General features: G+C 40.0%; 18 protein-coding genes. 12 read left to right on the plus strand and 6 right to left on the minus strand.

What is annotated here, in order from left to right:
* Window positions 1–122 precede the first annotated feature (122 nt).
* Complete coding sequence (locus FVA72_RS02765; RefSeq protein WP_243154732.1) at window positions 123–1,415, plus strand: dTDP-4-dehydrorhamnose 3,5-epimerase family protein; 1,293 nt, start codon at window positions 123–125, stop codon at window positions 1,413–1,415.
* Between the two features lie 11 nt (window positions 1,416–1,426).
* The gene (locus FVA72_RS02770) at window positions 1,427–2,608 is read left to right on the plus strand and encodes an MFS transporter (protein WP_036958321.1); all 1,182 of its coding nucleotides are present in this window, start codon (window positions 1,427–1,429) and stop codon (window positions 2,606–2,608) included.
* A gap of 77 nt (window positions 2,609–2,685) precedes the next feature.
* Here FVA72_RS02770 and FVA72_RS02775 read toward each other — a convergent pair whose 3' ends face one another.
* On the minus strand, window positions 2,686–3,669 hold the full coding sequence (locus FVA72_RS02775) for a quinone oxidoreductase (RefSeq protein ID WP_110592478.1): 984 nt from the start codon (window positions 3,667–3,669) through the stop codon (window positions 2,686–2,688).
* Between the two features lie 212 nt (window positions 3,670–3,881).
* Here FVA72_RS02775 and dnaB point away from each other — a divergent pair, with 212 nt between their 5' ends.
* From dnaB to FVA72_RS02790, 3 genes are all read left to right on the plus strand, one after another.
* Window positions 3,882–5,294, plus strand: a complete 1,413-nt coding sequence (gene dnaB, locus FVA72_RS02780; protein WP_110592477.1) for a replicative DNA helicase — start codon at window positions 3,882–3,884, stop codon at window positions 5,292–5,294.
* 291 nt (window positions 5,295–5,585) lie between these two features.
* A complete protein-coding gene (alr, locus tag FVA72_RS02785; RefSeq protein ID WP_004260901.1) occupies window positions 5,586–6,668 on the plus strand; it encodes an alanine racemase in 1,083 nt (360 codons plus the stop codon).
* A 102-nt stretch (window positions 6,669–6,770) separates the two neighbouring features.
* Window positions 6,771–7,967, plus strand: coding sequence for an aromatic amino acid transaminase (locus FVA72_RS02790; RefSeq protein ID WP_110592476.1), 1,197 nt, complete (start codon window positions 6,771–6,773; stop codon window positions 7,965–7,967).
* A gap of 80 nt (window positions 7,968–8,047) precedes the next feature.
* On the opposite strand, the gene uvrA is transcribed toward FVA72_RS02790, so the two are convergent.
* The gene (uvrA, locus tag FVA72_RS02795; RefSeq protein ID WP_110592475.1) at window positions 8,048–10,882 is read right to left on the minus strand and encodes an excinuclease ABC subunit UvrA; all 2,835 of its coding nucleotides are present in this window, start codon (window positions 10,880–10,882) and stop codon (window positions 8,048–8,050) included.
* A 473-nt stretch (window positions 10,883–11,355) separates the two neighbouring features.
* Between uvrA and FVA72_RS02800 the strand changes: the two genes are divergently transcribed.
* Window positions 11,356–11,877, plus strand: coding sequence for a single-stranded DNA-binding protein (locus FVA72_RS02800; protein WP_094961402.1), 522 nt, complete (start codon window positions 11,356–11,358; stop codon window positions 11,875–11,877).
* A 284-nt stretch (window positions 11,878–12,161) separates the two neighbouring features.
* Here FVA72_RS02800 and FVA72_RS02805 read toward each other — a convergent pair whose 3' ends face one another.
* Both FVA72_RS02805 and FVA72_RS02810 read right to left on the minus strand, forming a co-directional pair.
* Window positions 12,162–12,569 (minus strand): helix-turn-helix domain-containing protein, encoded by a 408-nt coding sequence (locus FVA72_RS02805; RefSeq protein ID WP_110592474.1) that lies wholly within the window; start codon window positions 12,567–12,569, stop codon window positions 12,162–12,164.
* Window positions 12,570–12,811: 242 nt separating this feature from the next.
* On the minus strand, window positions 12,812–13,984 hold the full coding sequence (locus tag FVA72_RS02810) for an MFS transporter (RefSeq protein ID WP_110592473.1): 1,173 nt from the start codon (window positions 13,982–13,984) through the stop codon (window positions 12,812–12,814).
* 331 nt (window positions 13,985–14,315) lie between these two features.
* Between FVA72_RS02810 and ivbL the strand changes: the two genes are divergently transcribed.
* The 4 genes from ivbL to FVA72_RS02830 all read left to right on the plus strand — a co-directional run bounded on the left by ivbL (window position 14,316) and on the right by FVA72_RS02830 (window position 17,351).
* Window positions 14,316–14,405 carry an ilvB operon leader peptide IvbL gene (gene ivbL / locus FVA72_RS02815; RefSeq protein WP_099975407.1) on the plus strand — a complete coding sequence of 30 codons (90 nt, stop codon included), beginning with the start codon at window positions 14,316–14,318 and terminating at the stop codon, window positions 14,403–14,405.
* Between the two features lie 103 nt (window positions 14,406–14,508).
* A complete protein-coding gene (ilvB, locus tag FVA72_RS02820; RefSeq protein WP_110592472.1) occupies window positions 14,509–16,206 on the plus strand; it encodes an acetolactate synthase large subunit in 1,698 nt (565 codons plus the stop codon).
* A gap of 2 nt (window positions 16,207–16,208) precedes the next feature.
* Window positions 16,209–16,493, plus strand: coding sequence for an acetolactate synthase small subunit (gene ilvN, locus FVA72_RS02825; RefSeq protein ID WP_004260877.1), 285 nt, complete (start codon window positions 16,209–16,211; stop codon window positions 16,491–16,493).
* 195 nt (window positions 16,494–16,688) lie between these two features.
* The gene (locus tag FVA72_RS02830) at window positions 16,689–17,351 is read left to right on the plus strand and encodes a hypothetical protein (protein ID WP_004260874.1); all 663 of its coding nucleotides are present in this window, start codon (window positions 16,689–16,691) and stop codon (window positions 17,349–17,351) included.
* On the opposite strand, the gene FVA72_RS02835 is transcribed toward FVA72_RS02830, so the two are convergent.
* Window positions 17,348–17,905, minus strand: coding sequence for a helix-turn-helix domain-containing protein (locus tag FVA72_RS02835; protein WP_004260872.1), 558 nt, complete (start codon window positions 17,903–17,905; stop codon window positions 17,348–17,350). The genes FVA72_RS02830 and FVA72_RS02835 overlap by 4 nt on opposite strands.
* A gap of 211 nt (window positions 17,906–18,116) precedes the next feature.
* On the opposite strand from FVA72_RS02835, the gene FVA72_RS02840 reads away from it, so the two are divergent.
* Both FVA72_RS02840 and FVA72_RS02845 read left to right on the plus strand, forming a co-directional pair.
* A complete protein-coding gene (locus tag FVA72_RS02840; protein ID WP_110592471.1) occupies window positions 18,117–18,869 on the plus strand; it encodes a sulfite exporter TauE/SafE family protein in 753 nt (250 codons plus the stop codon).
* A gap of 94 nt (window positions 18,870–18,963) precedes the next feature.
* A complete protein-coding gene (locus FVA72_RS02845; RefSeq protein ID WP_110592626.1) occupies window positions 18,964–20,247 on the plus strand; it encodes an MFS transporter in 1,284 nt (427 codons plus the stop codon).
* 46 nt (window positions 20,248–20,293) lie between these two features.
* On the opposite strand, the gene FVA72_RS02850 is transcribed toward FVA72_RS02845, so the two are convergent.
* Window positions 20,294–21,982, minus strand: a complete 1,689-nt coding sequence (locus tag FVA72_RS02850) for an ArnT family glycosyltransferase (RefSeq protein ID WP_137018883.1) — start codon at window positions 21,980–21,982, stop codon at window positions 20,294–20,296.
* Between the last annotated feature and the right edge of the window lie 226 nt (window positions 21,983–22,208).

A 22,208-nucleotide genomic window follows, 5' to 3' on the forward strand; every position in this document is an offset into this window, starting at 1 on the left:
ACAAGTAGCCTAAGCGAACTAATAAAAAGTGCAGAAAGTGCAGGTTATGACATAGAAGTGGTCAATATTTAATTATCTTGGCGGCCTGTAGGTTAGGGCTGCCACCTTAAATGAGGTTTTATATGGATGAAATTAATGATCTCAACCAAAAAATAACTATTACAGGGTTACATTGGATCTCACGATGGAGAGTTAATAATGGAAAGTCAGACTCATATGTTATTCCTTTCGTTACTACCTACCCTATAAATATTATCTATCATGGTGAGCATGAATTTAAATACGGTCAGTATGGGATTCATTTAGGCCAGCAAGATACGCTGACTTTCATCGGAAATACAGAGCAAATCATAACTGCAAAATTCATCGATTGCCGTGCAAATTCCCCCACATTCAGAGTGTCATTGGAATTTAATATTACTCCATCTTCGGCAAAAACACTTGTAATTCCACCTGGCATTGCTCATACATTTCATAATCTGGAAAATATATTCACAATTAATTCCTATGCACTTTCTCTTCCTGATATTGAAACATTATCGCGACCTGACCTTACTTGGTTTCCTGACAATGATGTTATAAATATACCAGAAAATGTTCATCCTTTAGAGGTATCTGGCTACTTTCCAATGACAGAAGAAGCAGCTGATATTGTTTATCATCGTATTGCTGAATATCAGCATAAAAATTTAATGAAACACAAATTTCAACATTCTGAAACTCGAGAGCTTAACTTAGATGATGGAAGCAAAATAAATGTACGTATCAGAGAGAAAATTAATGATGATGAGGTTTTGGTTCTACCTAATTCAATAATTATTGGTGTTGAATTTAAAGAAATTCCATCAGTCAAAACAGGGAAATACAGTGGAATTGTCCCACTGACAAGAATGTCACCGATGTATATTGTAGAACATGGTTATGAACATTACGATTTTGATTCTTATGGATTACATTTGGGCCAAGAAGACCATTTAACTTTTCTGGGTAAAGCCGAACATCAAATTACACTAAAGCTAGTTGATATGAGGGAAGGTTCGGATACTATTTTCGTTGAAGATGAAATAACATTCACTCCTTTGCCTAATGTGGAATTAGTTATTCCATGTGGTGTAGCGCATGCCCTGATGAATATGGCTGGCGTGGTTACTGTTAATAGACCGATTATTTATATCAGTGAGGATAAAGAATATATTCCTGGTCATGATGTAATAGACTGGCCAATAAAAAATCTAAATTATATGAGTTATAAGACAAATAATATCAAAGCAGATAAAAAATACTATGAGTTTCTGATTGAGAAGCAGAAGGAAATAGTCAGAGAGGCACCCACGCACAACACACCTAAATCAGTAGTGGTATTTGATGATAAGTTAGGTCGATATGTTAAAGTGTTATTGAAGGAGAAGGTATAAAAATATAAGTTATGAGCAACCTATTCTTTTTAATGCTTTTTTGCGTACTTACTGCGGATGGCCTTATGGTCTTTCTCACGCCAGTTCTAGTTTACCAGTTAACAGGTAGTATTGAATATTCAGGTTTATCCTATGCTCTATGGTGGTTACCAAGAATATTAATTATTCCACTTATTGGTAAATACATTGATAGACTTGGAGTACGCCCACTTTCTATTTTATCTGATGTTATCAAATCAATAGGATGTCTATTTTTAGCTTTCAATGATTTTTCTTCAGACCTAATAATTGCAGTCGCATTTGGTATTGTGGGTAGCCTAATATCAATAGGAAACTCTCAAACTATTATTTCTTATGAGAAAATTATCTCATTAATAAGTTACAAAAAGGAATATCATGTTAATTTAATATCAAGAATGGACTTTTCTGGAATGATAGTAGGTCCATTGATTGGCATGATAATTATCGACTATGGGATTCGTACAGTACTTATCATTCCACTTTTACTTTATATTATTAATGCTCTTTTTTTTATTTTAAAGAAAAAAGAATTGAGCAATATGAAGCATGAAGATAATCAGAATGTTTCAGGTCAGGAAAATGGGCTGTTCAAACACCATTTTATCTATATTTTTTCTATACCAATATTGTTTTTAACCGTATTACTCGCCATTGGTAATAATATGTTTGATAGCATTATTGAATCGAGTGGTACAGCATTGATTGACAAAGAAATGGGGCTTCCTGCGAAGTATTTCGGTTTTATTGATGTTGCGGCTGGCCTTTGTGGTGTCACTGGAACCTATCTCTATAGTTCATTAACTCACTTTATTCAGCGGAAAAAACTTCTACTTAGCGCGGTTCTGATTATTACGGGGAGTTCGATTTTTTTAATATCATATCCTTCATCATTTATAATATTCGTTTGTTTCTACGCAATTTCTATTATTGGTAAAGTCTTTACAGGAAATATTTGTCGAATGGTACGTATAGAATGTATTCCGTCAAATTATTTTGCTGGAGTCTCATCTATTATTGTATTGCTTAATCAGTCTGTGCTCCCTTTTATTGGAATGGTTATATACTTTTTTGGCGATTCAACAACTGTTATTTATTATTTTATGTCAGTAGCAGTAATGATTTCTTTTATATCTGGCGTCTATGTTTATCGGCACATAGCTTCCTCTGTTTAAGCTCTAGAATTAAATCTTAAAAATAGATAAAGCCCCTTAACTAGCAAAAATGACTGGCTAATTAAGGGGGTTATTTATCACGGAATAAGCAAACTCGAACCTTGGGTTTTTCTTGATTCGATAGTGAGGTGAGCTTTCTGTGCATCTTTTAAAGCAAAAATTTGTGATTGCGGCACATCTACATTCACTTTTCCGCTTAAAATCATATCAAATAAGGCATTACTAGCTTGGTCTAGCTCAGCACGGTTAGTCACATAGACACCAAGTGATGGGCGAGTGACGTATAATCCGCCTTTTTGGTTTAAAATTCCTAAGTTTACACCGGTAACAGGACCAGAAGCGTTACCAAAACTCACCATTAAGCCGCGACGCTTGAGCGAGTCTAAAGAAGCAATCCATGTGGATTGGCCCACTGAGTCATACGCCACATTCACTTTCTCGCCATTAGTGATTTCTTTCACGCGAGCTGCAATGTCTTCTGTTTGGTAATTGATGACTTCCCATGCTCCGGCATCTTTTGCTCTTAATGCTTTATCTGCAGAACCCACCGTGCCTATCATCTTGGCGCCTAGCGCGTTTGCCCATTGGCAAGCTATCAACCCAACGCCACCTGCAGCGGCGTGGAACAGAAAGACTTCGTCACGTTTCAGTTGATATGTCTGATGGAATAAATAATAAACCGTCATGCCTTTTAATGAGCTGGCTGCGGCTTGTTCAAAGGTAATATCATCAGGAAGGTGTGCCACGGCACTTTCAGGGACATTATGGACTTCGCTATAAGCACCTAGAGGGCCTTGCGCATAAACGACACGGTCACCGGGCTTGAAACCTGTGACATGGGCACCAGTTTTCACAACAACACCTGCCGCCTCTGTACCAAGGCCACTTGGTAGCTTAGCAACAGGGTATAAACCGCTGCGAACATAGGTGTCGATAAAGTTAATCCCGATAGCACGGTTTTCTATTTGAATTTCATTATCTGCTGGGTTTGCTGGGGAATAATCTACTAAGTTAAGTACATCAGCGCCGCCATGTTGAGCGAATTCAATACGTTTTGCCATGACAATCTCCAATAAGGACTATTCATTTTAATTACAATAACAATCGTTTTATCATAACGCCATGTTTCAATCAGAAGAATTATAGGTTTGTGCTTTCAGTGATGTATTTTATCTTGTGATTACTTTGCGCAAAGACGCAAAGAAAACCACAAAAAAATAAGATTGGCGTATACTAAGCGCAGATCGTTAATTATAGACTTGGATATTAATGTATGGCTAAAAAACCCTCATCAAATTTCAAAACGGATACCCCACGAGACCACCAAATGGAAGGGTTAAAACTTCCACCACATTCTCTCGAAGCGGAGCAGTCTGTTTTAGGGGGGTTAATGTTAGATAACGAGCGTTGGGATACCGTTTCTGAACGTGTGACTCACGCTGATTTCTTTAGCCGCCCCCACCGTACCATTTTCTCACAGATGCAATTTTTGCTTGAGCAAGGCAAACCTATTGACCTTATCACTTTATCAGAATCACTAGAACAGCAGGGTGAGTTGGATAGCGTCGGTGGTTTTGCTTATTTGGCTGAGCTATCTAAAAATACGCCAAGTGCGGCGAATATTAATGCTTATGCAGACATCGTCCGCGAACGTGCGATTGTTCGCGATATGATTTCAGTCGCTAATGAAATTGCAGATGCAGGTTATGATCCACAAGGGCGAAGCAGTGAAGATCTCCTCGATTTAGCCGAAACCAAAGTATTCCAAATCGCCGAGTCAAGAGCGAATAAAGACGAAGGGCCAAAAGGTATTGAAGCCATTTTGTCTGAAACTGTTGAAAAAATTGAGCAACTTTACCAACAACCGCACGACGGTGTTACTGGGGTTTCAACAGGTTACCAAGACCTCGATAAAAAAACCGCAGGTTTACAAGGTTCTGATTTAATTATTGTGGCCGCGCGTCCATCGATGGGGAAAACCACTTTTGCAATGAACTTGTGCGAAAACGCGGCGATGACGGAAGAAAAACCTGTTTTAATCTTCAGTTTAGAGATGCCAGGAAACCAAATCATGATGCGTATGTTGGCATCATTATCCCGTGTTGACCAAACCCGTATTCGTACTGGGCAACTTGATGATGAGGATTGGGCGCGAATTTCAAGCACGATGGGTATTTTGATGGAAAAGCGCAATATGTACATCGATGACTCTTCGGGCCTGACTCCCACAGAGGTTCGTTCACGTGCGAGGCGTATTTATCGTGAACATGGTGGTTTAAGTTTGATCATGATTGACTACCTCCAATTGATGCGAGTTCCTGCTCTTTCTGACAACCGTACGTTAGAAATTGCCGAAATTTCACGTTCACTTAAGGCGCTAGCGAAAGAATTAAATGTACCTGTGGTGGCTCTGTCGCAGTTAAACCGTAGTCTTGAGCAACGTGCCGATAAGCGCCCTGTTAACTCGGATTTACGTGAATCAGGGTCTATCGAGCAGGATGCGGACTTAATCATGTTTATCTATCGTGATGAGGTTTATCACGATAATAGTGAGCTCAAAGGGGTTGCGGAAATCATTCTCGGTAAACAGCGTAATGGGCCGATTGGTACGGTGCGGTTGACGTTTAATGGGCAGTGGTCGCGCTTCGATAATTATGCAGGGCCAGCTTATAATGATGAGGACTAAATCCTCATCATAAATACTCGTCATATTTTGCGCTGTCACGGTGTTGGCTGCACTCGGCTACGCGAATCATATACTTATGTATGCTTCTTGGATTAGCTCAATCGCCGCCTAGCGACAATGCAAACTATTTAGAGTATTAAAGTTAAACTAGTTTGAATAATTTTTTCTTTATACAGAAACAAGATCGAATGGAAATTGATATTTTTTAGCGTATAACAAATAGAGAATATATTGGGCTGCCAAAGGGCAGCTTAATTTTTAGCGGGTTTAGAGAAAAAGAACGAGGAAACAATGAAAGCGGCAACCGCATTGATAAACCGCCGCGCTCTGCGACACAACTTGCAACGGGTGAAAGAAATTGCACCAAATAGCCAGATGATTGCAGTTGTCAAAGCAAACGCTTATGGTCATGGGTTAGTAGGGGTTGGTCAGGCAGTAGAAGAGCTGGTGGATGGCTTTGGTGTGGCAAGACTCAATGAGGCGCTACTATTACGGCAGCACGGTGTGATAAAACCGATTGTTTTACTGGAGGGTTTTTTTGAACAATCTGACTTGTTGTTAATGGCAGAACACCAGATTGACACCGTGATCCACTGTATAGAACAGCTTGAAATGCTAGAAGCTACCAAATTACCCTATCCTCTTAAAGTTTGGATGAAACTGGATACAGGTATGCACCGCCTTGGCATACTTCCTAAAGATGCCGAAGGCTTTTATCAACGTTTACAACGCTGCCAGCAAGTTCAGCTCCCTATCAATATTGTTAGTCATTTTTGCCAAGCGGATGCCCCCCATTTACCGACAACTGAAAAACAAATTGCCTGCTTTAAACAGTTTATTGACGGTAAAGAGGGTGAGAAATCCATTGCCGCCTCCGCAGGAATTTTACTTTGGCCAGAAGCTCACTATGACTGGGTTCGTCCAGGGATCATGATGTATGGCGCTTCGCCACAAGAAGGGAAAAGTGCAGAAGACTTCGGTTTGCTTCCTGTGATGACACTAAAATCAACATTAATTGCGGTTAGGGAACATGCGGCAGGACAATGTGTAGGTTATGGTGAAACATGGTGTAGTGACAAAGACACACTGCTTGGTGTTGTTGCAATCGGCTATGGTGATGGTTATCCACGTAACGTACCTTCAGGCACACCGGTGTTAATTAATGGGCGAAAAGTGCCTATTGTTGGGCGAATTTCCATGGATATGACAGTGGTGGATTTGGGACTAAATGCCGATGATAAAGTGGGGGATGACGTTATTTTGTGGGGAAATCAACTACCGGTTGAAGAAATTGCCACACAAACAGGCATTATCAACTATGAGTTACTGACGAAGTTAACCTCTAGAGTTGCAATGGAATATGTAGACGAATAGCCAGCAAAGGGTTATTTTCAGATAACAACGTAAAAATGGCGCTAAATATGGCAAATCATCGCTTGGTTTATTTAGCGTAAAATAATGATTAGGAGATGTCCTGTGTTCGAACATGTTGATGCTTATCCGGGCGACCCAATTCTGTCGTTAATGGATGAATTTAATAAAGACTCTCGTGAAAATAAAATTAATTTGAGTATCGGTCTTTACTATGATGGTGACGGGAAAACCCCTGAACTGGCGACAGTCGGTACGGCAAAAGCGGCGTTAAATAAACTGCCAGCAAGCGCATCACTGTATTTGCCTATGGAAGGTTTGAAAGATTACCGTACTGAATTACAAAAATTAGTATTTGGTGAGGATTGCCCGCTAATTGCACAGGAACGTATCGCTACCGTCCAAACGATTGGTGGTTCTGGTGCGTTAAAAATTGGTGCTGATTTTTTACATCAATATTATCCCGATTCCGAAGTGTGGTGCAGTGACCCAACTTGGGAAAACCATGCCTCTATTTTTTCAGGTGCGGGAACAAAAGTGCATTACTACCCGTACTTTGATGAAAAAACCAAAGGCGTTAAATTTGATGAGATGCTAGCGACATTCAAACAATTGCCTGCTAATAGCATCATCCTAATGCACCCGTGCTGTCATAACCCAACAGGCTCCGACCTGACTCCTGCACAATGGGATGAAGTCACTAAGGTAGCATTAGAACGCAAATTGATCCCATTTTTAGATATTGCTTATCAAGGTTTTGCAGAAGGCATTAATGAAGATGCTTATGCTATCCGAGCGATGGTTAAAGCTGGCTTACCCGTGTTTGTCAGTAACTCATTTTCTAAAATCTTTGGTATCTACGGTGAACGTGCAGGTGGCCTTTCTGTGATCTGTGAAAACCAAGATGAACGTGACCGTGTGTTAGGCCAGCTAAAAGCGGGTGTTCGCCGTTTATATTCTAGCCCGCCATCTAATGGTGCAAAAATTGTTGCTGCGGTATTAACCAATAGCGCTGAAAAAGCCAAATGGTTAGCGGAAGTGGAAGAGATGCGCTTACGTATTTTAGACATGCGTACGGTACTGGTCGATGAGCTAAAAAAATCATTACCAAACCAAAATTTCGATCACTTATTAAAGCAGCGTGGCATGTTCAGCTACACTGGTTTTTCTAAAGAGCAAGTGGCTCGCCTGAAAGACGAATTTGCGGTTTACTTGGTTGGAACTGGCCGTGTTTGTATGGCAGGTGTCAATCGCCATAATGTTAAACGCATTGTTGAAGCATTTGCTGCCGTTAGCCAATAATTCTTAGCTATCGTAATAATTATCAGGGAACAAAATGCTCCCTGATAATCTTCTTACTTATTTTTTAATGGCCTTTCTACTTAGTAGCCGCGTTCTAAAATCGTTTTTAAGAACCGTGCGGTGTGAGATTTTTCACACTCAGCCACTTCTTCTGGTGTGCCTGCAATTAAGATTTCACCGCCGCCACTACCCCCTTCAGGGCCTAAATCGACAATCCAGTCCGCTGTCTTGATGACATCAAGGTTGTGCTCAATCACCACAATGGTGTTTCCTTGGTCACGAAGCTGATGTAAAACGACTAAGAGCTGTTGAATATCAGCAAAGTGCAGGCCAGTTGTTGGTTCATCCAAAATATAGATAGTTTGCCCTGTACCGCGTTTAGATAACTCTTTAGCTAATTTCACACGCTGTGCTTCACCACCAGAGAGCGTCGTCGCTGATTGACCGAGGCGGATATAGGATAAACCAACGTCCATCAGCGTTTGTAACTTGCGGGCAAGGGCAGGTACGGCATCAAAAAATTCACGAGACTCTTCGATGGTCATATCCAGCACTTCATGGATATTTTTACCTTTATATTTAATTTCTAGCGTTTCGCGGTTATAGCGTTTGCCTTTACATTGGTCACAAGGGACATACACATCAGGCAAAAAGTGCATTTCAACCTTAATAACCCCATCACCTTGGCAAGCTTCACAACGACCGCCTTTAACGTTAAAGCTAAAACGCCCTGGGTTATAACCACGAGTCCGAGACTCAGGCACACCAGCAAATAGTTCACGTACAGGTGTAAACACACCAGTATAGGTGGCAGGGTTCGAACGTGGTGTACGGCCTATTGGGCTCTGGTCAATATCAATGACTTTGTCAAAGTGCTCTAAACCTTCTACATCTAAATAAGGGGCAGGGGTGATGGTAGTCGCCCCATTTAATTGGCGTTGAGCAATAGGGAATAGCGTATCGTTTATCAGTGTTGATTTGCCTGAACCAGACACGCCAGTGATGCAGGTAAATAACCCAACAGGGACTTTTAACGTCACATTTTTCAGGTTGTTGCCCTTTGCCCCAAACACCGTCAGCATTTTATCTTTATTTATTGGAACGCGTTTCTGTGGGATATCAATTCTGCGCTCACCACTTAAAAATTTACCAGTGAGTGAGTCAGGGTTTGCGACAATATCTTCCAGCGTTCCTTGGGCAACAATTTGCCCACCATGTACACCGGCACCCGGGCCGATATCAATCACATGGTCAGCAGTGCGGATCGCGTCTTCGTCATGTTCAACGACGATCACGGTATTCCCCAGATCACGCAGGTGGATCAAGGTTTCAAGTAAGCGGTCATTATCACGTTGGTGTAAGCCAATTGAAGGTTCATCAAGGACATACATCACTCCCACTAAACCAGCACCAATTTGGCTTGCTAAACGAATGCGTTGTGCTTCGCCACCAGACAAGGTGTCAGCAGAGCGTGAAAGTGTCAGATAATTAAGCCCAACATTGACGAGAAATTTCAGGCGATCGCCAATTTCTTTTAAAACTTTTTCTGCGATTTGAGCGCGCTGGCCTGTAAGTTTTAGGTTTTGGAAAAACTCCATTGCGTGGCCAATGCTGTAATCTGCAATTTCAGGCAATGTTGTATTTTCAACAAATACAAAGCGCGCCTCTTTACGTAAGCGCGTCCCATTGCAAGAGACACATGGACGGTTGCTGATATATTTCGCTAATTCTTCACGGACAGCCGTTGATTCTGTTTCTTTATAACGGCGTTCCATATTATTGAGCACGCCTTCAAAAGGGTGCCGGCGCACAGTGATGTCGCCACGGTCATTACGGTATTTAAACTCAATCGTTTCTTTGCCTGAACCATATAAAATAATTTTTTGAATGGCAGGGCTCAGAGTGTCATAAGGCGCTTCTACATCAAATTTATAATGCTCAGCTAATGACATCAGCATTTGGAAATAGTAAAAATTACGGCGATCCCAACCCCGAATTGCACCACCCGCGAGTGAGATTTCAGTATTTTGAATGACTCTTTCGGGATCAAAAAACTGCTGAACACCTAAGCCATCACAGCTTGGACAGGCCCCTGCAGGGTTGTTAAAAGAAAATAGGCGAGGTTCAAGTTCCACCATACTGTAGCCGCAAACAGAGCAGGCAAAATTGGCAGAAAAAACCAGTTCTTCTGCATTCGCATCATCCATATCCGCGACAATTGCGGTACCGCCAGAGAGTTCTAGTGCGGTTTCAAAGGATTCGGCTAAACGCTGAGCGATGTCATCACGAATTTTAAAACGATCGACAATGACTTCAATCGTATGTTTTTTCTGTAATTCGAGCTTTGGTGGATCGGATAGATCGCAAACTTCCCCATCAATTCGGGCACGGATATAGCCTTGGCTGGCTAAGTTATCGAGTAACTTAACGTGCTCCCCTTTACGTTCTTTAACGACAGGAGCAAGTAGCATCATTCGGCGATCGGTGGGTTGAGCCAGAACATTATCGACCATCTGGCTAACAGTTTGAGCCGCAAGCGGTATGTCGTGATCAGGGCAGCGAGGTTCACCAACACGTGCAAATAATAGCCGCAGATAGTCATGAATTTCTGTGATGGTTCCGACCGTCGAACGTGGGTTATGTGAAGTGGATTTTTGTTCAATCGAAATTGCAGGGGATAACCCTTCAATATGATCGACATCCGGTTTCTCCATTAAAGAAAGAAACTGGCGAGCATAAGCAGATAAAGATTCAACATAACGGCGCTGACCCTCTGCATACAGGGTATCAAAAGCTAAAGATGATTTCCCTGAACCAGATAACCCAGTAATAACAATGAGTTTGTCGCGAGGGATGATGAGATTGATGTTTTTCAGATTATGCGTGCGTGCGCCGCGGACTTCGATATTATCCATTTACCACTTCCCGGATGATTTGATATTGAACAATCGCAAGAGACTATTATCACATATTTATGGCTGAATGGATATACAGTATTTCCTATTCGTCATATTTCAAACCGTGGCGTTGTTGGCTGCTCTCAGCTACGCAGGTCACATACTTTTGTATGCTCCCCGCGATACCTTCGCTTGCCGCCTAGCCACAGCTTGAACTATTTAGAGTAAGATTTTAATGGTGAAACAGAAAAACAGAAAAACAGAAAAACAGAAAAACAGAAAAACAGCGATCTGCATTTATCGAAAAGATAGATGCTGTGCGAATTATTTTGTGTCTATACTGAAAATTGGCACGGTAGAATTTCACTAAAAGCTGGAAAGCGTTTCGCAAATTAACAAGCTTAATTTCAAATATTGGTGCAAATCAGCTCTGTCGTGGTAAACTTCACGGCTAATCCAGAGATTAAAATTCAATGCATCAGGAGTAATAAATGGCCAGCAGAGGCGTAAATAAAGTAATTCTTATCGGTAACCTAGGACAAGATCCAGAAATCCGTTATATGCCTAACGGCGGAGCTGTGGCAAACCTGACTCTGGCAACTTCTGAAAGTTGGCGTGACAAGCAAACCGGTGAGATGCGTGAAAAAACCGAATGGCACCGCGTGGTTATTTTCGGCAAATTAGCGGAAGTGGCGGGTGAATACCTGAAAAAAGGTTCACAAGTCTATATAGAAGGTTCTTTGCAAACACGTAAATGGCAAGATCAAAGTGGTCAAGACCGTTACACGACAGAAGTTGTTGTGAATATCGGCGGCTCAATGCAAATGCTAGGTGGCCGTGGCGGTGATGCAGCATCACAAGGTCAAGGCGGCCAAGGCGGTTGGGGCCAACCTCAACAGCCGCAAGCAGCACAGCAATTTAGTGGTGGCGGAGCTCCAGCCGCACGCTCATCAGCGCCTGCTCCACAGACTAATGAACCACCAATGGATTTCGATGACGATATTCCGTTCTAATTTATTTGCTGATTAGAATGCACAAAAAATAAAGGCTTCCTCGTGAAGCCTTTATTTTTTAATAAAGATAAATGTATAAAATTATATACCCCAAAAATTATTATTTTTTTATTAAGATAGTAAAGTAAATATAAAACTGAAACCTTAAGGTTTTATTAATTTTAAATTAAGGTTTTCTTAACTAAATGGGAAATAATAAAGCCCCAGTAGTTAACTTACATGGGGCTTTGTATTGGTAGTGTTATTAAAAAAGGAAATATAAATTTTATTTTCATATTAGCGTATCAAGCTACTTTAGGTTCCAGTAGTAATGGGTCATTTTGACTTTCACCCGATAGGCGATAGACTGACGGTGACGTACCTAAATAAGCTCTAAATCGCTTTGCAAAAGATTGTTGGGAGTCGAATTGGTATTTTAATGCAATATCAATAACTTGAAGCTCGGTGGAACATAGGTCTTTAGCGGCTTCACAAATTCTCCTTCGGCGAATATATTCACCTAAAGGCATACCTACGACTTTTCTAAATACTCTTTGTAAATGCCATTTTGTATATCCTGATCTGAGTGCGATATCATCGAGTAATAAACGACTGGTTAAGTTCATTTCAATCCAAACTAATATTTCATTAACAACTGTAGATTGAAATTCTGTGTATTTCCCATTACAGGGAACAGGGATTTCTTTATACATAATATCTTCCTATTAGTTACTTTTTAATCTTATCCGTCATTAAGTCAATAGCCAATAAATAAATGGTAAACAAAACCGAATACAGTTTGTTAATTTGTAAAATAGACAAAACACCGATTTTTAATTAGTTTATAGCCAGTAGAGTTTATCTTAAGGAGATATATTCATAATGATATCGATTAGCAACAGATGAAACTATTACGCCCTTTGAATATAAAAACACGGTACTATGGTAAAGTTCTTCATTGGTTGCTGGGGATATATTTCTTTAGCTTCCAGAAACTAATTAAAATTATGGCTGAGATGACGACAGATAGGGTATTCATCGTCTGCCAACCGAATGTGAAGAAAAGAACCCCTGCTCCTAAGCTACCTATTCCACCGAAGAAATAGATAAGAAAATCGGTCATTCCCTGCACTTTAGCGCGTTCATGAGCTTCATAGGTATGTGGTAATAGGTTAGTAGTGCTGATTAAAATTAAATTCCAGGCGACACCGATAAAAATACCCGCCAACAAGTAATTGTAAAAATGGTTACCTAGCAGGTTCATAGTCGCTGATAAAATTAACAATATGATACCGCAGAAAATAATGCGTTTTGTCCCTAAATGATGAATTAATGTTCCAGTGAAAAATGACGGTGCAAACATACCTAATACATGGAATTGAAATACAATTGCAATAGAGGAAAAGGCGAAATCATGTTGTTTCATAGATAACGGTATCGAGGCAAAGGTGAAAACCACAATGGCATATCCAACCGCGCTAACAATGGCGATTAATTTTAAAATAGGTTGTGAATACAATGCACTGTAGTCGCGTTTGACTAACACTTCATCCGATGGCGTTTTCACTATTTTCTTTAATGGCACAATTAATAATAGAATAAATGCGATTACATAAATGGCGGCTAACGTGATGAACGGCCCTGCAAACGGGTATTCTGTAAAAAATCGTTGGGTGGTAATAGCTAATGTTGGGCCGATTAAGGCTGCGGCAATGCCTCCACTCATAACTAGGCCAATGGCTTTTGCTCGTAAAGAAATGGGGGCTTCTTCAATTGCGGTAAAACGGAATTGTTGTGCAGTACCAATAGCAATCCCAGTAAAAAACAGTCCAATAGAAAAATAAATTAAATGGCTTTCTATCACGCCCAGAATAGAAAAGCCTGCGCCGATTAACCCACCGATGTTACCAATAATAAAGCCTACTCTTCTCGAATACTTTTGCATTAAAAACGCGATCGGAATAGTTGCTAGGATTAAGCCAACGTACTGGCTTACCAGTGGAATTGTTGCATAAGTTGGGTTGGTAGCCAGTTTTTCGCCAATAACCACTGCTACAGAAAGGACAATAGCATTTCCTGTGATAAATAATGCAAGTGTGATGGCTAACCACCAAACGGATTTTGGCATATATCCCTCTTTTTATTAATTAAAAATCAATTAGTTAATATTTCCATCAAGGGCGCAATCCCCTTGATTGGAGCAAAGGATACAACTTGAAGTTGACTTTAAGTCAAGGTTTTTTTGGTGATTTAAAATAGCGATTAATGCTGTATTTTTTTATTTTTGTAGATAATATCTCCATTAGAGTGGTGTGTGATGAATGTCGCAATTATCATTCCTTTGGAATAAAACAAGAAAAAATGATTGTCATCCTGAGAAATTTATGTTTTCTTAAGAAAAGAAATTGAAAAACAATAATCAATAAATTAGACAGACTAAACAGGAAAATCCCGTGAACATGATTACTAATCACTCAAACCTACTACTAACCGCGCCATGTGCCGCGGTGGTCGTGCGTGTGGTGGTGGTCGTGGGCTTAGCGCCGTAACGGGTACAAATCAACGCAGATTTAGAAACCCCGCCGGCGCAAACCGAGCGGGGTTTTTTATCACCTCTCGCTCGGATCCGCAGGCTAGCAAAGGATAATTATGATGAGCGAATCGGGCACCACAACACCACATAAAACCCGCTTTACGGGTGCGGAATTAATCGTACATTTACTGGAAAAGCACGGTATTACTATCGTTTCAGGCATTCCAGGTGGAGCGGCTTTACCTTTTTATGACGCATTAGGTCAAAGCCAGAAAATCCGCCACATACTGGCACGTCATGAGCAAGGTGCGGGTTTTATAGCTCAGGGAATTGCTCGTACCACGGGAAAAGCCGCGGTTTGTATCTCTTCAAGTGGCCCTGGTGCGACAAACTTAGTGACCGCTATCGCAGATGCAAAGCTGGACTCTATCCCGCTGGTTTGTATTACTGCTCAAGTTTCTTCATCAATGATTGGTACAGATGCTTTCCAAGAAGTTGATACCTATGGTATTTCGATTCCAGTAACGAAACATAACTATTTGGTTCGTAATATCAATGAATTGCCACAAGTGATATGTGATGCTTTTCGTATTGCAGAGTCAGGCCGCCCTGGACCTGTTTGGATTGATATTCCAAAAGATGTTCAAACAGCCACAATTGAACTAACTGAAATACCAGAAGTATTACCGAAAGATAAAGCCCCTGCATTTGACATGGAAAAAGTGCTACAAGCGGCTGAAATGATTAATAACGCGAAACGTCCAGTACTGTATTTTGGTGGTGGAGTAATTAGCTCCGATTCTACAGAAACGGCGATTGCATTTGCGGAAAAAGCATCATTACCGACAACCATGACACTAATGGCACTTGGTACTATCCCGATGCGAAACCCCTTATATTTAGGGATGTTAGGTATGCATGCTGCCGCAAGTACTAACATGATTATGGAAGAATCAGATTTATTAATTGTGATTGGCGCGCGTTTTGATGATAGGGCGATAGGGAAAGCTGAGAAATTTTGCCCTAACGCGAAAATCATCCATGTGGATATCGATAAAGCAGAAATCAGCAAAATTAAGCGCCCAGATATCGCAATTCATGCAGATGCGGGGCAAATATTGGAATTGTTATTGCCTTTAGTTGAACGTAATGAGCGCACAGAATGGATGGCGCAAGTTAATCAATTAAAAGAGAAATATCCATTGAATTTTAGCGAGGCTGATAACCCGTTAAACCATTATGGTTTAGTTCTGTCTACGGCACGTGCAGCAGGCGAAGATGCGATTGTGACAACGGATGTTGGTCAGCACCAAATGTGGGCAGCCCAAGCTTATCCTCTGTCTCGCCCACGTCAATGGCTGACATCAGGTGGGTTAGGTACCATGGGTTTTGGTCTGCCTGCCGCCATTGGTGCTGCACTGGCAAAGCCCGAAAAAACCATTGTGTGTTTTTCCGGTGATGGCAGTTTGATGATGAATATTCAAGAGTTGGCAACCGCAGCGGAGCATCAACTGAATATCAAAATCATCTTAATGAATAACCAAGCGTTAGGAATGGTACATCAACAGCAAGATTTATTTTTTGAAAACCGCATATTTGCTGCAGCTTATCCGTATCAAACGGATTTTATCAAGATTGCGGAAGGGTTTGGTCTGCAAACTTGCGATTTAAATAATGAAGCAGACCCAGAAATGGCATTAGAAGCGATAATGAATACCAAAGGTCCATGTTTGATCCATGCCTTGATTGATGTTAATCAAAAGGTATATCCAATGGTTCCGCCGGGTGCAGCTAACATTGATATGATTGGAGCGTAATTATGGTATTTGAACATCATCCGATTGCTTTAGAGCTAATTGTTCGTAACCACCCAGGTGTTATGTCACATATTTGTGGTTTATTTGCCCGTAGAGCATTTAACGTTGATGGCATTCTATGTATGCCGATTAAAGATAAAGATGAGAGCCGTATATGGCTATTAGTACAAAAAGATGAGCGCTTGTCGCAAATGATTAACCAAGTTGAAAAATTAGAAGATGTTCGGGAAGTACGCTTTAGTGATGATTTGCGTCTTTTCGAAACAATGGAAAATTATTTGCAGTAATTCTGATATTAAACTTTATGACTTAAATAGCCCATTCAATTGCATGGGCTATTTTCTTTTACATTTAATTATAGTGATAATTTAGGGTTTCCTAAAACGAACAAGGATGATATAAAATCAGCTACTGAATAATGATTCTCTGAATGTATTGCAGGTTTGTATTTCGCAATATGAATAATAAACAGGTATAAAATTATGCAAAATAATATCTATTTGTCGGACACCTATCAGTATGAAGTTGAAACATCCCTACTGGTACAAGGGCATGATGATGAAGGTCATTGGATAGCTTTAAAAGATAACATTTTTCACCCACAAGGCGGCGGACAACCCATGGATACAGCATGGGTGAATGATATACCTGTTCGTATTAAGAAACAATCGGGTGGGCTAATTGTAGGATACATACCTGAAGGTGTTACTTTTAGCCAAGAAAATAATGTGGTTGCAAGGGTGGACAAAGAAAAACGTCAGCGCTACGCTGCTCTTCATACCGCCGGTCATTTGTTGAATTGGGAATTGCGTCGTTTTGGCTGGCTTGCACAAAAAGGCCATCATTTTCCTGATGAATCTCGAGTGGAATTTAGCATGATGGAAGGGGATGTTACTCCTTTTGATGAACTCGATAGCCAATATATTGAAGATATTGTTAACCAAAGCATTCGTAGTGGACGCTCCGTTGCAATAAAGCAAAAGGATGATTTACGGATCAGTTATATCGACCAAACTGAAGAAATGCCTTGTGGTGGAACACATGTTTCTTCGCTAGATAATATTCAGCATTTTTCAATTAAGTCGATGAAATTTAAAAAGGGGACACTGCGCATTAGTTATGATGCACAACATGCCGTAATTTAAACGCTATCACTAAGATGGGAGTAGGTCATAACAACAGTTGCTTGAAGTTCTCCTTCCATACAGAGATAACTATGTGGGAAATCACCACTGAAAGCATAAAAGTCCCCCGCCTCTAAGACGATATTTTGGTCGTTATGCAGTCGTAACATGAGTGAGCCAGAATTCACCATAATGTGTTCATGGGTTCCACTCATATGGGCGGGGCTATTGATGATAGCGCCTCTCTTCATGGTCAATTGCCAAATTTCAGAGATATTTCCCATGCTAATGCGAAATTTAAACTGTTGTGAATACTCTTTTTCGCTGGGAGTGGCTTTGAGGAAATAGGGATAAGCCTCATGTTGCCGAGTAAACAGGTCGCTAAGTGGAAAGCGTAGGGCAATAGCAATCGACTCTAATGTATCAATACGTGGGTTTGAGTCACCGGACTCCAGCTTGGATAAAGCCGCTTTCGATATTCCTGATATACGCGATAGTTCGTTTAGCGAAAGGTCTCTTGCTTGCCTCAGTAAGCGAATTTTTTGCCCGATTTTTATATTGATTTTTTTATCCACAATGTGTCTTTACCTGAATTTTAATTTATTGTGCTAATTCTGTATTACTCAGAGAAGCAAATTATACACTCTTAATTGTATATTGTATTTAAAGCGGCTATTTTGTTTTTTGATATAGATTTGAAATTTAAAACCCTACAAAAATAAAACTATTTTCTGTATTTGAAAGAAACTATAGTGAGGATGTTAAAAAACGTCTGGAGTTTAGGTCATGCCGTTTGAATTATTATCACCAGAAATGGCGATTTGTTTCTCAACACTGCTTTTTGCTTATTTGGTTTTTGGCATGGCGGGCTTTGGTTCAGCCCTGATTGCAACACCAGTATTAGCCATGTATTTGCCGTTAAATATGATTGTTCCAATTTTGGCGTTAATTGATTTAGCCGCCGCGATTTTAAATTTATTTAAAGATGGTAAAAATGCGGATTATCAGGAAATTAAATGGATAATTCCACTAATGATAGTGGGGAGTTTAGTCGGTGCTGCGATTTTATTAAAAACCCGCCCCGATATACTCGTATTATTACTTGGGTTATTCGTTGTAGGTTATGTACTCCACGCTTTCTTTTCTAAAAAAGCAAAATCACCCTTTTCAAAAGCATTAGTTGTTCCATTTAGTTTAGTGGGTGGTGTTTTTAGTGCTTTATTTGGTAGTGGTGGCTTTATTTATGCCATGTATTTATCTAGCCGAATTGAAGATAAACAGCGTTTTCGTATCACTCAAATGACATTAATTGGGTTTAGCACACTAACTCGAGTAGTGATATTTTTAGTGATGGGGGTGTATCTCAATCTAGATATTTTATTGGTTGCTTTAGCATTTTCTCCCGCCATGTTAATTGGTACGTGGGCTGGACGGCATATAACATTAAGAATTTCACGTGAAAGCTTTTTAAAAGTTATTAATGTCATCATTTTATTATCAGGTGTTGTGCTGCTTTATCGGTATTTTTTCGTCCTTTAAGTATTTAGAACGTCAAAAATAGTTTCATAAAGATAAATAGCAGAATATATAAGTCGTGTTACAATCACCGCAAACATTATTAGTTTCACTAGTAATGATGTGGTTTTTTATTTTTCATAATAATCTATTTTATGGAGTTAAAATCTGTTCTTTTGTAAAAAAGAAACGGGTTAATTTCAACATGAGCTCTGATAATCAGCGTTTACAAAATTTTCGTCGTTCCCCATCTTTTGCTATTTTTACTATCACTATGAGTATTGCGGTCATTGGTATCGTTATTGGGCTAAGTATTCCAATGGTTGCGCTTAGGCTAAATAACTATGGTTTCAATGAGTTGTATATCGGCATTATTTCGGCGGCACCTGCATTAGGCATGTTTTTAATTGCACCAGTGGTTCAACGTATTGTGCGTTGGTCAGGTAAGCGAAAAGCAATGCTATTGGCAACGATTGTTTCTGCCATTAGCTTATTACCATTATTGAGTACGTTACCTCTTTGGTTATTATTTCCGTTACGGTTAGTAACGGGCTTAGCGAGTGGTGTGATGATTTGCTTGGGGGAAACGTGGATTAACGAATTATCGCCTGAAAATAAACGGGGCCGTATTTTGGCAATTTACACTACAGTCTTCACAGTAAGCCAGCTACTTGGGCCTTCATTTATTGCTTATTATGGTGTGGAAGATAAATCACCTTTATTGATTTGTACGTTGATCCATTTAATCTCTGTGGTGCTATTTATTTTAATGGATCAAAAAGTCGGTGACCGTTTAGCTGAAAATGCCGCGAAATCTAATTTTTCAATTATTCAATTTGTAAAAATCGCACCGGGTATTTGTGGTGGAATTTTATTTTTTGCCTTCTTTGATGGAACTATTTTATCGATGTTCCCGATTTATGGTATGGGAATGGGGCACACAGAGGCGGTTGCTGCATTAATGATTAGCGCCATTCTTGCTGGGGATGCCATTATGCAGTTACCTTTTGGCTGGCTAGCAGACCATATGAATAGAGAAAAACTATACCGAATTTGTGGCATTATCACACTTGCAGCCAGTCTATTATTGCCCTTCCTTATTACTCAACCTTATCTAATTTGGGTATTGCTGTTTGTTTTAGGGGCGACTGCGGGGGCAATTTATACCATTGCTTTGGTACAAATCGGCCAATATTTCAAAGGGAATGAGTTGATCATCGCTAATGCAGCTGCCGCTATGCTGTGGGGAATTGGCAATTTATCAGGGCCATTACTTGCTGGGGTTGCGACTTCAATCTCACCTGTAGGTTTACCGGTGTTATTGGTTCTGTCTGTAACAGTATTTTTATGGTTCACACGAGAAAAATACAGCGCCCAAACGGTTGAACAAGTTATCCAATAAGCTGATTTGCGGTGCTTTACTCAAATTAGCGAGCACCGCATATAAATTATTCAATAACTTTATACACAACTAGATTTTCTCGGAATTCATCTGGGCGGTGATTGTGCCAGAATAACTCCATGCCTTGTGGCGCAGGTTTAATCGTTTTTGAGAGTACAATTAGCCAGCGGCATTGTTCAGGTTTTTCAAACCGGTCTTGGCGTTGGTGTAATACGCCAGTGTAATAGTAGAGCATTGGCGCTTCAGATTCGCCAATATTATCAGAAGCCATACAATCATTTTCTGTAAATTGGCCAGATAAATGCTGGTTTAAATCGACAAAAATCCCTTCGAAACCTTTTGCGTAGTCTATCCACCCCAAAAACAAGGTTAAAATTACCCCCCAAACAGCACATAAGCCTAATAACCAGTTTTTCATCATATGAAAAGCAGGTGGTATAGGGTTTGGAATAATTTTATTGCGTAAAAACCATACCAATGTAATTAACAGAGCGCAGATAAATGCAATGGAAGAAAATGGCATTTGGTAGCTCATGGGGAGCCAGCGGCTAAATGGAGCTAGCCATTCTTGTTGATGACCAGTCAAGGCGATGAAATAGCAAGCCCATAAAAAAAGAATGAGTACAGACCATAAAATAGCCGCAAATCGGGCAATTCCATTAAGGATTTTTTCAGGGAAACTAAGTAGTGTTTGGGTTCCTAAAATGGCCATTGGGGCAATAAAAGGCAATAAATATAGTGAGCGACCAGAAGCTGATATCTGTAGGAAAACAACGCCTAATAAAGGAAATAGTGCTAACAGAAATTCGTTTGAATTAAATAAACGCTTAATTGGGTGCCTTAGAAAATAAGCGACAGCTAGTAAACCGGAAGGAAAGGCAAATAAGGAAACCGCTGCAGGGATCCGCGTTAGGTTAGCTTTTGCGCCTAATTTCTCAACAGAAAAACCAAAGAAACGGCCGATATTATTTTCCCAAAACCACACTATAAATAAATCAGGATGCTGAAGGTAGAGTTGGATAGGCCAAGGTAAAATAGTGATAAGGGCGATTAAGCCTGCGGTTAAGCTGTGCAACCAAAATTGCTTAGTCCGGCACTGAGCAAGAAAAATGGGAGATAAGAACAGGCAAATCCAGAGAACTCCGGGGATGAAAACGCCTTTTGACAACATGGTGACGATGGTTCCAAGAGATAACCAAAGTGCAGACATGCGCATTTTTTGTTGTTGTATCAGCCCCAATAACCCATACAGACCAATGGTTGCGCCTGCCATCAGTGCAACATCGGTAAACATATCATGACTATGCCTGATAATACCGGGGGCACAGGCATACAGTGCAAAAGCGACCCAAATGCGAGTATCAGTGAAGTCTGTGGCTTGGAAAAAACGACGTGCCAAAAGAATAAAAAATGAAAAATTGATCACCGAAAAAAATAAGCTTGCACTACGAGCTGCATCATAAAGTGGCATGAAGCTTGAAAATAAATGAGAGGTAATAGCTGCAACCCAATAATAAAGCGGGGGTTTTTCCATAAATGGCTCACCCGCATTTGTAGGTACTAACCATTTACCAGTCTCATACATAGTTTGAATAATACCAAAACTATAATTTTCATCTTGTTTCCAAGGGCTGTGGCTATATATTCCTGGTAATAAATACATAGCAAGAAAACTAATGAAAAGTAGTAAAATACTCCGCTGTAATATGATTAATGGTGCATTCTTATTTGACATTTTTAATATGTTTTATGTGTTTTTTACTTGATTAAATTGAAACTATAACTGCAGTTGATAATAATTCAGGTTATATACTTAAATATATATTTACTCAGCAAGTGATATTTATTTTTTAATAAAAAACAATAGGAACTGTTTTTTTAGCTCTATTTTTAGAAGACGCATATTACCACCAGTAAATAAGTTTTTAGCTATTGGTTTTGTAAGCAAATATTCTGGGATT

This window comes from Providencia sp. PROV061 (assembly GCF_011045655.1).
In the GTDB taxonomy this organism is placed as follows: Bacteria; Pseudomonadota; Gammaproteobacteria; order Enterobacterales; family Enterobacteriaceae; genus Providencia; species Providencia hangzhouensis.

Coding starts and splice junctions, on each gene's coding strand:
- FVA72_RS02775 (WP_110592478.1), bottom strand. CDS start 3,669: ATGGCAAAACGTATTGAATTCGCTCAACATGGCGGCGCTGATGTACTT.
- FVA72_RS02810 (WP_110592473.1), bottom strand. CDS start 13,984: ATGCCAAAATCCGTTTGGTGGTTAGCCATCACACTTGCATTATTTATC.
- FVA72_RS02765 (WP_243154732.1), top strand. CDS start 123: ATGGATGAAATTAATGATCTCAACCAAAAAATAACTATTACAGGGTTA.
- FVA72_RS02805 (WP_110592474.1), bottom strand. CDS start 12,569: ATGTATAAAGAAATCCCTGTTCCCTGTAATGGGAAATACACAGAATTT.
- ivbL (WP_099975407.1), top strand. CDS start 14,316: ATGATTACTAATCACTCAAACCTACTACTAACCGCGCCATGTGCCGCG.
- FVA72_RS02840 (WP_110592471.1), top strand. CDS start 18,117: ATGCCGTTTGAATTATTATCACCAGAAATGGCGATTTGTTTCTCAACA.
- ilvB (WP_110592472.1), top strand. CDS start 14,509: ATGAGCGAATCGGGCACCACAACACCACATAAAACCCGCTTTACGGGT.
- FVA72_RS02800 (WP_094961402.1), top strand. CDS start 11,356: ATGGCCAGCAGAGGCGTAAATAAAGTAATTCTTATCGGTAACCTAGGA.
- FVA72_RS02830 (WP_004260874.1), top strand. CDS start 16,689: ATGCAAAATAATATCTATTTGTCGGACACCTATCAGTATGAAGTTGAA.
- alr (WP_004260901.1), top strand. CDS start 5,586: ATGAAAGCGGCAACCGCATTGATAAACCGCCGCGCTCTGCGACACAAC.
- ilvN (WP_004260877.1), top strand. CDS start 16,209: ATGGTATTTGAACATCATCCGATTGCTTTAGAGCTAATTGTTCGTAAC.
- dnaB (WP_110592477.1), top strand. CDS start 3,882: ATGGCTAAAAAACCCTCATCAAATTTCAAAACGGATACCCCACGAGAC.
- uvrA (WP_110592475.1), bottom strand. CDS start 10,882: ATGGATAATATCGAAGTCCGCGGCGCACGCACGCATAATCTGAAAAAC.
- FVA72_RS02850 (WP_137018883.1), bottom strand. CDS start 21,982: ATGTCAAATAAGAATGCACCATTAATCATATTACAGCGGAGTATTTTA.
- FVA72_RS02845 (WP_110592626.1), top strand. CDS start 18,964: ATGATGTGGTTTTTTATTTTTCATAATAATCTATTTTATGGAGTTAAA.
- FVA72_RS02770 (WP_036958321.1), top strand. CDS start 1,427: ATGAGCAACCTATTCTTTTTAATGCTTTTTTGCGTACTTACTGCGGAT.